The organism is Bradyrhizobium sp. Ken01 (assembly GCF_055807355.1).
Window position 1 is genome coordinate 13,819 of record NZ_JBVVPC010000024.1, and the last position, 12,923, is coordinate 26,741.

Genomic DNA, 12,923 nt, shown 5'->3' on the forward strand with positions numbered 1-12,923 from the left:
GCGAGTTACGATGCTGATTGATGATGTTGAGGGACGTCGTCGTTGGCGTCGCAATTGGTGCTTCAATTTCCGTGCCAACTGCGCGCATTCCGGAAACGCTGGAAATTCAGGAGCTTGTTCGGAGTGCTCCGATTTTTCGCAGGACTATTCCGCACGCAAATTTTGCGATTCGCTCAATCCCTGTGCGGCGCACAAGGATTGAGCTTGATGCAACCGATTTGAACGTGCATGCGCGCCTGATCACGCCGCTTCCGGATTGACCGCTGGTTTCGGCGGCGCCTTCGACACGGCTCCATGCTCGTAAGCTTCGAGAAAATCGAGCAACTCGCGGCGATATCGGTAGTAATTGGGGTGCTCGAGCAGAGCCTTTCGCGTGCGCGGCCGAGGGATGTCGACCTCCATGATGTGACCGATCCGGGCGTACGGTCCGTTGGTCATCATCACCACGCGGTCGGCAAGCAGGATCGCCTCGTCGACATCATGGGTCACGCACATCGCCGTCACTTGCGTGCGCTTCCAGACCTCCATCAGTACCTCCTGGAGGTCCCAGCGGGTGAGGCTGTCCAGCATGCCGAACGGCTCGTCCAGCAACAGCAATTTTGGCGACAGCGCGAAGGCACGCGCGATGCCGACTCGTTGGCGCATGCCGTTCGACATTGCCGCAGCCGACTTGTCGAAAGAATCCGCAAGCCCCACCCGCTCGAGGTAATAGTCGACGATCTCGTCGCGCTGTCGCCGCGTAGCGTGCGGATAGACGCGGTCGACACCGAGCGCAACGTTCTCGCGTGCCGTCAGCCAGGGAAACAATGAAGGTGCCTGGAATACGACCGCACGGTCGGGACCGGCCGTCGTTACCTCGCGGCCGTCGAGAATGATGCCCCCGAGGGAGACCTCGTTGAGACCTGCAGTCATCGACAGCACCGTCGACTTGCCGCAGCCGGAATGACCGATCACCGTGATGAACTCGCCTTTGCGAACCTTGAGGTCGAAGTTCTCCACGATGGTCAGCGGCCCCGTCGGCGTCGGATAGACCTTCGAGAGCTGGGAGAATTCGAGATAACGATCTGTGTTGAAGGTCACCGTAGCAGCCGCTTTCTGATAGGCCGTCGGCGGCTTGTCCATCTGCGTGATGGGTATGACGTTGGGCAGGGTACGAACCGTCGCATCGGCTTCGGCCGAGCGCTCTTTCGCGACGTCAAGGAGATAGCCGGTGACGGCCTGCCGCAGCCGCTTGAAATGCGGATCCTCGTTGATCGAGGACCGGTCGCGCGGGCGCGGGATGTCGACTTTGAACTGCTGCCCGAGCGTCGCGTTCGGGCCCGGCAACAACGGAATGATGCGATCGGCGAGCAGGATCGCTTCGTCGACGTCATTGGTAACCAGCACCACGGTGCGCTTGTCGCGCGACCAGATGTCGACGATCTCGTCCTGGAGCTTGGCGCGGGTCAACGCGTCGAGTGCCGATAGCGGCTCGTCGAGCAGCAAGATCTCGGGGCTGGTTGCAAGCGCACGGGCAACGGCGACGCGCTGACGCATGCCACCGGACAGCTCGGCCGGCAGGCGGGTCGCCGCGTGCGACAGCCCGACCATGTCTATGTAGCGGTCGACGCGGCCGGCGCGCTGAGTCTTGCTTTCGCGGGCAAACACCTGATCGACAGCGAGAGCGATGTTGCCGCGTACCGTCAACCACGGCATCAGCGAGTACGACTGAAAGACGATGCCGCGGTCCGGGCCGGGCCCCGCGACCGGTTTGCCCTTGAGCGTGATCTCGCCGGCATCCGGCTGCACCAGCCCGGCGATCGCCGAGATCAGAGTCGTCTTGCCGCTGCCCGAGAAGCCCACGATGGCGATGAACTCGCCCTCGGCAACCTCAAGATTGACATTCGACAGCACGTCGGTGCGCTTGGCGCCGGTACCGTAGCCCTTGCGGAGCCCCTTCAGCGACAGGAACGACATCAGGGCCTCAGCGCTGGCTGGAAAAGGTGAAAGCGGACTGGAGCGCGTACATCACGCGATCGAGCAGAAAGCCGATGATTCCGATCGTCAGCACAGCCAGGATGATCCGGGCCAGCGACTGCGACGAGCCGTTCTGAAACTCGTCCCAGACGAATTTCCCAAGGCCTGGATTCTGCGCGAGCATTTCCGCCGCGATCAGCACCATCCAGCCCACGCCGAGAGAGAGTCTCAATCCGGTGAAGATCAGTGGCAGCGAACTTGGCAGGACCAGCTTGGTGACGGTGCGCCATGTCGGCAGCTGCAGGACGCGGCCGACGTTGAGCAGGTCCTTGTCGATCGAAGCCACTCCAAGCGCAGTGTTTATCAACGTCGGCCACAATGAACACAGCGTCACCGTGATGGCGGAGATGACCAGCGACTTCGGTAGCAATTCCGACGGGTTCACATAAAGCGCCGAGACCACCATGGTCACGATCGGGAGCCACGCAAGCGGCGATACCGGCTTGAATATCTGGATCAGCGGGTTGAGAGCACTGTTCATGGTCCGGGAGAGGCCGCACAGGATACCGAGCGGCACGGCAACAAGCGTCGCCACGGCAAAGCCGAGCGCCACCGTCATCAGACTGGTTAGTATTTGGTCGAAATAAGTTGGCTTGCCTGCATAGCCACGATGCCGGACATCCTCGGGATGACCGTCAGCGACGACTTTGGCGTTACGTTGATCTTGGCGTTCGTAGAAAGCCGCCCGCTTGGCGCGTTCGGCCAGATGGTCGGCGTACAGGTTTCCGGCCTGCGTCCAGACCTCGGCGGGCCCCGGGATGGCGCCGAGCGACGTCTTGACCCGCGGCGCTGCCCAGGCCCATGCCAGAAGGAAGACTCCGATGCCAATCAGCGGCACCAGCAATCCCTGGCGTAGCTCCTTCAACTGCGGCTTGACGCTGTCGCCGGCCGCAATACGGGCCAGTGGCACGAGCCATCCCAATCCGAGGATGTTGAGATAAATCGCTGCTGCATTGATGCGCGCAAACACCCGCTCCCGGCGGGCACGCTTGCGCTCCTCTGCGCTGAGGTCGATGTAGTCGGTAACCGCTGCCATAGTCTTATCCCTCGGCGTTCATCGCCCGACTTCGAGTGAGGAGACCGGGCCGGCCTGACGGCGGCCCGGCTCATGCGCGTCAGCCGTCGATGACCTTGGCACCGTCGATCTTCTGCTTGCCCTTTAGACCGATCTTCAGGCTATCGATGTAGGCGTTGGGCTTGCGACCATCGTAAGTGACGCCATCGATGAATTCCGAGGTCGGCGCACGATAACCCTCGCTCTCCCAAGGGAAGTCGTCCTTGTTCGCTTTGCCGTCGGCGATCAGAAGCTTGGCCGCGGAAAGATAGATATCCGGACGATACACGCTCTTGGCCGTCGCCTCGTACCAGGCGTCGTCCCTGGCCTCCGCGATCTGCCCCCAGCGGCGCATCTGCGTCAGATACCAGACCGCGTCGGAATAGTAGGGATAGGTCGCGAAATAGCGGAAGAACACGTTGAAGTCCGGGATGGAGCGCTTGTCGCCTTTCTCGTATTCGAAAGTGCCGGTCATCGAGTTGGCGATGACTGCCTTGTCGGCGCCGACATACTCGGGCTTCGACAACAGCTCAACGGCCTTGGCGCGATTGGCGTTGGCATTCTCGTCCAGCCACATCGCGGCGCGGATCAGCGCTTTGGTCAGGGCCAGCACGGTGTTTGGATTCTTGTCGGCAAAGGCCGCGGTGATGCCGAACACCTTCTCCGGATTGTTCTTCCATATCTCATAGTCGGTGATCACGGGCACGCCGATGCCCTTGAACACCGCGGCCTGGTTCCAGGGCTCGCCGACGCAGTAGCCGTTGATGGTGCCGGCTTCGAGCGTCGCTGGCATCTGTGGCGGCGGCGTCACCGACAGCAGCGCTTCGGCCCCGACCGTTCCGGTCACGTCGCCGGACGAATAATAGCCGGGGTTGATGCCGCCCGAAGCGAGCCAGTAGCGCAGCTCGTAATTATGGGTAGACACCGGGAAGACCATGCCCATCTTGAAAGACTTGCCGTCGGCCTTCAGCTTCTCGATCGCCGGACGCAACGTATCGGCCTTGATCGGATGCACGAGCTTGCCGCTCGCATCCTTCGGGATGTTCGGCTTCATCATCGCGAATATCTCGTTCGAGACCGTGATGGCGTTTCCATTGAGGTCCATCGAGAACGGCGTGATGATGTGCGCCTTCGTGCCAAAGCCGATCGTGGCCGCCAATGGCTGGCCCGCCAGCATGTGCGCGCCGTCCAGCTCGCCACTGATGACGCGGTCCAGCAGAACTTTCCAGTTGGCCTGCGCCTCCAGCGTAACGAACAGACCTTCGTCCTCGAAGTACCCGTTCTCCTTGGCAACTGCGAGCGGCGCCATGTCGGTGAGCTTGATGAAGCCGAGCTTCAATTCTTCCTTCTCGGGTTTGAGCGCGGCGGCGCGGACGCGGCCGGGAGCGACCGCAAACGCCGCGGCGACGGTGCCTGCGGCGAGGAACGTGCGGCGGTCCAGGAGCATGAGCGCGTTCGCGCTGGCTCCGCCAAGATGGTGGCCGCGACGACCGCTGCGCGAGGACTGATCAATTGGCTTCGTCATTGAATGTGATGATCCTTTGTGACCGGAGCGACCATCCGCACATGCCGACCGCACGACGCGCACGGCGGCACGTCTCCGGGGAAGCCCCGGATGGCAGAAGTCACAATTCGGATGGAGATCTTCGAGGGACGGCATCGATGGCGTCGCGCATTCTCAAACAAGAAGCGTGCCAAAGCGAAGAAATCGACAATGCCAAGCAAAAACAGAGCGTTGCGCCGAAGCGACTCTCTGTTGGCAAATCTCCGCGCGCCGTCAAATTTGGCGAACAGCCCAGTTCTTGTGCGTCGCACAAAAATTGGGCAGGCCTGACTTCGTACCTCTCGGAACCTTGGTCCATCGATGGTCCGCTCGACATATGGAAGGCGCAAAACACACTGTAACCGCGCCAGCACTCGGTCGCGATGCATGGCCCGTCATCTGGCACGTGGATTGCTTGCACAGTAACCACTCAGTCAACGACGACTGCGGTCCGCCGACATGTTGAGGCCTCCAAAGGCTGAAACTCGGGGAGAGCAATATTGCTTCGCTGAGCCCATCGGGCACAGTCGTCGTCACGCGATCCCAAGCGAGATTCCGAATTCCTTTGGTCCGCAGATTGCCGGTTCACCGGCTCGTGCGGAGGCAGCATCTCGACAACGGTACCGTCCGAAACCGCCACGCTATTCTCACACGAGCAAAAGGAACCATTGATGTCGTATCTCGCGCCTTCGGAATTCGTCACCAAGATGGTGGATGCGGGCGAATCCAAGATCTTCATGTCCACCCGCGATACCATCATCCGCGCCTACATGGCCGGCGCTATCCTCGCGCTGGCGGCATGGTTCGCCGTCACCATCAACGTGAACACCGGCCAACCTCTCATCGGCGCGTTGCTGTTCCCGGTCGGATTCTCGATGCTCTATTTGTTGGGCTTCGACCTTTTGACCGGCGTGTTCGTGCTGGCGCCGTTGGCGCTCATCGACAAGCGCCCCGGCGTAACCTTCGGCGGCGTGCTGCGGAACTGGAGCCTCGTCTTCGTCGGCAATTTCGCAGGCGCCCTTACGGTGGCCTTCATGATGGCCTTCGTCACGACTTTCGGCTTCACGCAGGATCCGGACAAGGTCGGCACGGCGATCGGCAATATCGGCGAAGGCCGCACGCTCGGCTATGCCGCGCACGGCGCGGCCGGCATGGCGACGCTGTTCATCCGCGGCATGCTCTGCAACTGGATGGTCTCGACCGGCGTCGTCGGCGCCATGATCTCCACCTCGGTCCCCGGCAAGGTCATCGCGATGTGGATGCCGATCCTGGTGTTCTTCTACATGGTGTTCGAGCATTCCGTCGTGAACATGTTCCTGTTCCCCTCGGGCCTGATGCTGCACGCGAAATTCTCGATCATGGACTATTTGATCTGGAACGAGATCCCGACCGTGCTCGGCAATCTCGTCGGCGGCCTCGCCTTCACCGGCATGACCCTCTACGCCACGCACGTCCTGACCCAGCCGAAGCGCCAGGCGAGCAAGGCCTCGTCGCCCCGCATTGCGGCCTGATACGTCTCGACAGGAGAGCCTCGCCCGATCAGGGTGAGGCTCCCCTTTGCCGGTGATGACGATGACCCGCGGACTTCAGATCTCGGTCGGCCAGCATTCCGACAAGGGTCGCAAGCCCATCAACCAGGATTTTCACGGCGTCCTCGTTCCGGACGAGCCGATGCTCAGTCTGAAGGGCATTGCGGCGGTCCTCGCCGACGGCATCTCCAGCAGCACGGTGAGCCAGATCGCCAGCGAGTCGGCGGTCAAGAGCTTCCTGATGGACTATTACTGCACGTCGGAATCCTGGACGGTGAAGACCTCCGCCCGCCGCGTGCTCGACGCGACCAATTCCTGGCTCCACGCGCAGACGCGCAAGAGCCAATATGCCTATGACCGCGACAAGGGTTATGTCTGCACGCTGAGCGCCATGGTCATCAAGGCGACCACCGCGCACATCTTCCACATCGGCGACTGTCGCGTCTACCGCGTGGCGGGCAAGGCGCTCGAGCAGCTGACCGACGATCACCGGATCATCGTGTCCTCGGAGCAGACTTATCTTGGCCGTGCGCTCGGCATCAATCCACAGCTCGAGATCGACTACCAGAATTTCGAGATCGAGACTGGCGACACCTTCCTGCTGGCGACCGACGGCGCCTATGAGTTCGTCGACGCGCGTTTCATCACGAGCGCGCTCAGCGAGCATGCAGCCGAGCTCGACGGAGCGGCGAAGGCGATCGTCGAGGAAGCCTATCGGCGCGGCAGCGACGACAACATCACGGTCCAGATCCTCCGCGTCGATGCGGTGCCGCAGCGTGAGCCGGCCGGGATCTTCAATCAGACCTCCCAGCTGCCACTTCCCCCGCTGCCGGAGCCGCGGGACATCTTCGACGGCTACAGGATCGTCCGCGAAATCCACGCCAGCAGCCGCAGCCATATCTACCTTGCCGTCGACGCGGTGACCGAGGAGCCGGTCGCGCTGAAGCTTCCGTCGATCGATCTGCGCGACAATGCCGCCTACCTGAAGCGCTTCCTGATGGAGGAGTGGATCGCGCGCCGGATCGACAGCCCGCACGTGCTGAAGCCGCTGTCACAGTCGAAACGGCGCGGCTATCTCTATGTCGCGACCGAATTCGTCGAAGGTCAGACCTTGCGGCAGTGGATGACGGACAATCCACGCCCCGATCTGGAAACCGTCCGCGGACTGGTCGAGCAGATCGCCGCGGGCCTGCGCGCCTTCCACCGCATGGAAATGCTGCATCAGGACCTGAGGCCCGACAACATCCTGATCGACAAGACCGGTACCGCGAAGATCATCGACTTCGGATCGGTCAAGGTGGCAGGCGTCGCGGAGGCCGCCCCGCTGGACGAGACCGATGAAATTCTCGGAACGGTCCAGTACACGGCGCCGGAATATTTTCTTGGGCAAGGCGGCTCGCCGCGCTCAGACATGTTTTCACTCGCCGTGATCTGCTACCAGATGCTGACGGGAAAGCTTCCCTACGGCACCCAAATCGCGAGGATCCGGCGCAAGGCGGACGTGCGGAGGCTCAAATATCGCCCGGCCGACGACGACAGCAACGTGCCTGCCTGGATCGACGGGGCGCTCAGACGTGCGCTCCATCCGGATCCCTACAAGCGGCACGAGGATCTGTCCGAATTCGTCTTCGAGCTTCGCACGCCCAATCCGGCCTATCTCGACACGCGGATTACGCCGCTTTTGGAACGCAGCCCGCTGATGTTCTGGAAATTGACCACGGCGGCGCTCGCCTGCGTCGTGGTGGTCCTGCTTGCGATGTTGCACGCGCGCTGATCAGGAGTGTAGCCACGCAAAGCGTCACCACGTGATGAGCGGAGAGCGATGAAGCGAGGTATCGGCGCGCACCTGATCGAGCACGAATGTCGCGACGTCTTCGCGCGCAATGCTGCCGCCATGGAAGCCCGAAAGATCCGTCAGGGCCCGGACCGAGCCGCGGCCGGGCTTGTTATTCAGGACCGAGGGGCGAACCAGGACCCAGTCCAGCCCGCTGTCCCTGACGATCGCTTCCTGTCGGTTCTTGTCGGCGTACACCTTCTTCAGGAGAAGCGGAAAGATGACATTGTCGGCGACAAAGCCGCCGTGCCCTGCACTGTCGCCGGCGCCCATTCCCGTGATGCAAACCAGCCGCGAGACCTGCTCGGCCTTCATCGCGCTCACGAGCGCGCGCGTCGCGGTCGAGAGAAGCGTCACCTCGCGGAACGGGCTTACCGGCGTACCCAGCGCACTGACCACGGCATCACGGCCTTTGAGGGCTTCGCGCAGGGCTGTTTCATCGCGGGCGTCTCCGACGATGAGCTTCGCCCCCGTGATGTCACGTGCCTTCTCGGCGGAACGCACCAGCACGGTGACGTCGTAGTCTCGCGCCACCGCCTGGTTGACGATCAGGCGACCGGTGGCACCGGTCGCTCCAAGCACCAATATCTTCGTTGCGCCTTCCGGATCCGCCGGAGAAGTGGCGGTTGAAGAGATCATGATAGCATTCCTCGTTGTCGTGATGGGGACGTGCCCGTGCCGTCAAGCAGTGGCCGCGATCTCGGAGACGAAGTCGCGGTAGGAGCGCAGCGGACGGCCCAACAGCGCTGTCAGCCGCTCGACGTCACCGGACTCGGGGACCATTCCTTCGGTGAGGAAACGCTCGCTCATCAGCCGCATGTCGTAGGCCATCCAGCTCGGCATGAACTGCCGGAGATTCTTCTCGAAGCCGGCGGTATCGTCCCCGGGATAGGCAATCGTGCGGCCCAGCACCTCCGACCAGACGGCGGCGGCTTTCGCGCCGGTCAGCGTATCGGGACCGACGAGATTGATGCGCGTGAGCGGAAGCGGCGCTGCGGCACGCTCACGACGGATGAGCTCGATGGCCGCGATCTCGCCGATGTCGCGCGCATCGATCATGGCGAGCCCCTTGCTGCCGATCGGCATCGGGTAGATGCCGTATCCGGTCACCACGTCCTTGATCGTGACGTCGTTGTTCATGAAGTACGCCGGGCGCAGGATTGTGGCGTCGAAGCCCATCTGCTCGATCATCCGCTCGACACCGAACTTGCCCGCGAAGTGCGGCACGTTCACGTAGCGATCGCTGTGGATCACCGAGAGGTATACGACCCGCTCGACGCCAGCCTCGCGAGCAACGTTGAGCGCGATCAGTGCCTGCGTGAATTCATCCGGCACCACTGCGTTGAGCAGGAACAGGGTCGAGACGCCTTTGAACGCGCTGCGGAGCGAATCGACGTCGAGCAGGTCGCCCTGCACGACCGTGACGCCTGCCGGAAGGTTTGCCTTGGCAGGCTCGCGGGCGAGAGCACGGACATCGGCGCCGCGCTTGACGAGCTGTTCGACGACATGGCGGCCGATGGTGCCGGTTGCGCCGGTAACGAGGATGGTCATGGGGATCACTCCGGGTTTGGGTCAGAAGACACCCCGGAAATTAGTGATCCACAAACGAACCGATAGCCGCTATATCTGGACATACTGTCTCACTGGTGGAACGATGGACCTGCTGGCACTCACCGATTTCAATCTCGTCGCCCGGCACGGCGGCTTCGGACGGGCCGCACGCGCCGCCGGACGCCCGAAAGCCACCCTGTCCCGGCGGGTCGCCGAGTTGGAGGCTGCCCTCGACCTGCGCCTGTTCGAACGGGGAGCGCGCACCCTGAAACTCACGCAGGAAGGGCGCGCCCTTTACGAGCGGACGGGGGCCTTGCTCACCGAGCTCGACGAGACGGCGACAGCGATCGCTTCGGGTGGGGACAGGCCGCGGGGGCGCTTGCGGATCAGCGCGCCTATGCTGTTCTCGCAGACTGCGATGGGAAACCTCGCGGCCGGGTTCGCACGCAGATACCCGGAGGTCCGTCTCGAGGTCACGACGGAAGACCGCTCCGTCGACATGGTGGAGGAAGGGTACGACCTCGTCATTCGGGTCAATCCCGATCCGGATGACAGCCTTGTCGGACGAATCTTTCTGCGCGATAGGCTGGTGGTGGTGGCGAGCCCGAATCTGAAACGACCGCGGGACGGTATCGCTATGCCGGCTGTCATGCGCGGACCGGGCGACCAGCTGACCAGCTGGGAAGTCACGATGCCAAGCGGAAGGTCGCGCATCGCGATTGATCCGGTCCTTCGCCTGTCATCGCTCGTCATGGTCCGCGATGCGGTCCGGGCGGGCGTCGGCGCTGCACGCCTTCCGGTATCACTGGTCAGTCAAGACCTGGCTGCCGGCACGCTGGTGCATTGGGGCGACATCGACGGACCAGAGATCGCGTTGTGGACGCTCTATCCATCGCGCCGGCTGTTGAGCGCGCGCGTCTCCGCCTTCCTCGACTTCATGAAAGAAGCCTTTCCGATGGGAACGCCTGACGAGCTGGCGGCCTTTATCGGGAGATGAGAGGGCGGCGCGCGCTGCTCGCGCCTGACTGTCAGGCGTGCTCCTCCGCCTTCGTCCCCAGCGGCTTCGGCGCCATGCCGCCGCCGGGCTTGAGGTGGAATTCGTAGCTCATCAGGTGCCACTGCCCGTTCGCCTTGGTGCCGTCGGGCATCTCAAGGTCGTTGCGGGGCTCGACCTTGGCGACGAGGTCGTCCTTCACGCCGAACACCACGTCGGAATCCAGATATTTGTCGCCATCCATGAAGACGTGGGTGATCAGCGGCTCGTAGCCCTTGGCATTGACCAGGAAATGCACATGCGCCGGGCGCATCGGGTGGCGGTTGGTCTGCACGATCATCTCGCCGACCGGACCATCGGTCGGAATCGGGTAGCTGCACGGCAAGATGGTGCGGAAGAAGAAGCGGCCATCGCTATCGGTGATGAAGCGCGCCCGCGCCGAGGCGCCGACCTCGTCATAGTTCGGCTTCTGCGAGTCGTAGAAGCCATCATCGTCGGCATGCCAGACATCGACGGGGACATTCGCGAGCGGCTTGCCATTGAGATCGGTAACACGGCTCTGCACGAACATCCGTTCTCCGGTTTGATTGTTCGGAGAGATGTCGGTGCCGTGCGCCGTCACCTTGTGCTCGCCGACATAGAACGGCCCGAGCACGGTGGTCTGGGTGGCGCCCTCGCGCTCGCGATGGTTGACCGCGTCGACCAGCATGGAGACGCCGAGCACGTCGGACAGGAGGATGAATTCCTGCCGGGTGTCCGTGCATTTCTGGCCGGTGCGGGTCAGGAAATCGATGGCGTATTCCCACTCCTCGAAGGTGAGGCCGGTCTTGCTCACGTAATCGTGCAGCGACTTCACCAGTTCCTGGAGCAGGAATTTCGCGCGCGGGTCAGGTGTCTGGTCAAAGCTCCGGACGACGGCTTCGGTGAGTTCGGTTTCGTTGAACTGGGTCATGGTGCGTTTGCCTGCGTTTTCTCATTGGCCCGTTGGGGATCTGTTGGGCTGCTTGGAGGCGTTCCAAGGTGAAGCCTACACCAAACAGCCGGCCGGCGTTAAGCGCGACCGGCTTGGAATGAGACCGCCTTTTCGGCTATCAACGTCGGACAAAACTGCCCGGAGGAACTGATGCTCGCCCCCACCCCCGCCTCGCCCGAATCCGTGGGCATGTCCAAGGCCGCGCTCGACCGCGTCGATGCGCATCTGAAGAGCCGGTACATCGATGCCGGCCGCTTCCCAGGCACGCATCTCCTGGTCTTTCGCCGTGGCAAGATAGCCCACAGCTCGGTGCAGGGTTTTGCCGACGTCGAGCGCAAGCTGCCGGTCAAGGACGACACCATCTACCGCATCTATTCCATGACCAAGCCGCTCACCAGCGTCGCCTTCATGATGCTGGTCGAGCAAGGCCTCGTCGCGATCGACGAGCCCGTCGCCAAGTACATTCCGGAATGGAAGGATCTCGGCGTGTTCGTCGCCGGCACTGCGCCGTCCTTCCTGACCCGTCCGCCGTCGCGGCCGATGCTGATCGTCGACCTGCTGCGCCACACCTCCGGCCTCACCTACGGCTTCCAGCAGCGTTCGAACGTCGACGCTGCCTATCGCGCTGAAAAGATCGGCGAGGTCGAGAAATCAGGCACGCTCCAGACCATGATCGAGAGCCTCGCGAAAATTCCGCTGGAGTTCTCGCCGGGCGAGGCCTGGAACTACTCGGTTTCGACCGACGTGCTCGGCTACCTTATTGGCAAGATCTCCGGCATACCCTTCGAGCAGTTCCTGAAGCAACGCATCCTCGATCCACTCGGCATGTCCGACACTGATTTCCACGTGCCGGCTTCCAAGGCCCACCGATTTGCCGCCTGTTACTCGGCCGACCCGGGTGGCGGCATGACCTTCCATGCCGGTCAGCGGCGCGAGGGACTGACATTACAGGACGACCCCACGACGAGCTCGTTCCTGTCGCCGCCGTCCTTGATCTCCGGTGGCGGCGGGCTGTGCTCGACGACGGCCGACTATCTCACCTTCTGCCGTGCGCTGCTCAATGGCGGCGAACTCGGCGGCGTCAGGTTGATCGGGCCGAAGACGCTGGCGCTGATGACGACCAACCACATTCCGGGCGGTCGCTTCCTCCCCGAGGTGTCCCGCTCGCTGTTCTCCGAAGCGACCTATAACGGCATTGGCTTCGGCCTCGGCTTCGCCGTGACCGTGCGCCCGGCTGAGACACTGGTCGCCGGCAGTCCCGGTGAATACAATTGGGGCGGCGCGGCCACGACGTCGTTCTGGATCGACCCCGCCGAGGAGCTGATCACCATCTTCATGACGCAGGTGCTGCCGTCGAGCGCCTACCCGCTCCGGCGCGAGCTGCGCAGCATGGTCTACGCCGCGATCACCGAGAGCAATCTGTAGGATA

The 12,923-nt window shown here is 62.7% G+C and carries 12 protein-coding genes; 6 read left to right on the forward strand and 6 right to left on the reverse strand.

Translation table 11 applies throughout. The features are described 5' to 3' along the window. The first annotated feature begins 20 nt into the window (after nt 1-20). Nucleotides 21-260 (forward strand): hypothetical protein, encoded by a 240-nt coding sequence (locus tag AC0L3S_RS22135; RefSeq protein ID WP_473281230.1) that lies wholly within the window; start codon nt 21-23, stop codon nt 258-260. Here AC0L3S_RS22135 and AC0L3S_RS22140 read toward each other — a convergent pair. The 3 genes from AC0L3S_RS22140 to AC0L3S_RS22150 form a co-directional block, all read right to left on the reverse strand. Beyond that, entirely contained in the window at nt 241-1,956 is a 1,716-nt protein-coding gene (locus tag AC0L3S_RS22140) for an ABC transporter ATP-binding protein (protein WP_473281232.1), read from the reverse strand. The genes AC0L3S_RS22135 and AC0L3S_RS22140 overlap by 20 nt on opposite strands. A gap of 7 nt (nt 1,957-1,963) precedes the next feature. Then, a complete protein-coding gene (locus AC0L3S_RS22145; protein WP_007607757.1) occupies nt 1,964-3,052 on the reverse strand; it encodes an ABC transporter permease in 1,089 nt (362 codons plus the stop codon). Nucleotides 3,053-3,131: 79 nt separating this feature from the next. Next, on the reverse strand, nt 3,132-4,595 hold the full coding sequence (locus AC0L3S_RS22150) for a CmpA/NrtA family ABC transporter substrate-binding protein (RefSeq protein ID WP_473263513.1): 1,464 nt from the start codon (nt 4,593-4,595) through the stop codon (nt 3,132-3,134). A gap of 137 nt (nt 4,596-4,732) precedes the next feature. Between AC0L3S_RS22150 and AC0L3S_RS22155 the strand changes: the two genes are divergently transcribed. From AC0L3S_RS22155 to AC0L3S_RS22165, 3 genes are all read left to right on the forward strand, one after another. Next, entirely contained in the window at nt 4,733-4,975 is a 243-nt protein-coding gene (locus AC0L3S_RS22155; protein WP_473281235.1) for a hypothetical protein, read from the forward strand. A gap of 309 nt (nt 4,976-5,284) precedes the next feature. After that, nucleotides 5,285-6,124 (forward strand): formate/nitrite transporter family protein, encoded by an 840-nt coding sequence (locus AC0L3S_RS22160; RefSeq protein WP_007607755.1) that lies wholly within the window; start codon nt 5,285-5,287, stop codon nt 6,122-6,124. Nucleotides 6,125-6,179: 55 nt separating this feature from the next. Beyond that, complete coding sequence (locus AC0L3S_RS22165) at nt 6,180-7,916, forward strand: bifunctional protein-serine/threonine kinase/phosphatase (RefSeq protein WP_473281238.1); 1,737 nt, start codon at nt 6,180-6,182, stop codon at nt 7,914-7,916. A 24-nt stretch (nt 7,917-7,940) separates the two neighbouring features. Here the strand turns inward: AC0L3S_RS22165 and AC0L3S_RS22170 are convergent, their stop codons facing one another. Together AC0L3S_RS22170 and AC0L3S_RS22175 are read right to left on the reverse strand one after the other, a co-directional pair. Next, nucleotides 7,941-8,615, reverse strand: coding sequence for an NAD(P)-dependent oxidoreductase (locus AC0L3S_RS22170; protein ID WP_473281240.1), 675 nt, complete (start codon nt 8,613-8,615; stop codon nt 7,941-7,943). Between the two features lie 42 nt (nt 8,616-8,657). Continuing rightward, nucleotides 8,658-9,527, reverse strand: coding sequence for an SDR family oxidoreductase (locus AC0L3S_RS22175; protein WP_473281242.1), 870 nt, complete (start codon nt 9,525-9,527; stop codon nt 8,658-8,660). Between the two features lie 103 nt (nt 9,528-9,630). On the opposite strand from AC0L3S_RS22175, the gene AC0L3S_RS22180 reads away from it, so the two are divergent. After that, a complete protein-coding gene (locus AC0L3S_RS22180; protein WP_473281243.1) occupies nt 9,631-10,524 on the forward strand; it encodes a LysR family transcriptional regulator in 894 nt (297 codons plus the stop codon). A 31-nt stretch (nt 10,525-10,555) separates the two neighbouring features. On the opposite strand, the gene AC0L3S_RS22185 is transcribed toward AC0L3S_RS22180, so the two are convergent. Continuing rightward, a complete protein-coding gene (locus AC0L3S_RS22185; protein WP_473281245.1) occupies nt 10,556-11,473 on the reverse strand; it encodes an intradiol ring-cleavage dioxygenase in 918 nt (305 codons plus the stop codon). A gap of 171 nt (nt 11,474-11,644) precedes the next feature. Here AC0L3S_RS22185 and AC0L3S_RS22190 point away from each other — a divergent pair, with 171 nt between their 5' ends. After that, complete coding sequence (locus AC0L3S_RS22190) at nt 11,645-12,919, forward strand: serine hydrolase domain-containing protein (protein ID WP_473281247.1); 1,275 nt, start codon at nt 11,645-11,647, stop codon at nt 12,917-12,919. Nucleotides 12,920-12,923: the final 4 nt, after the last annotated feature.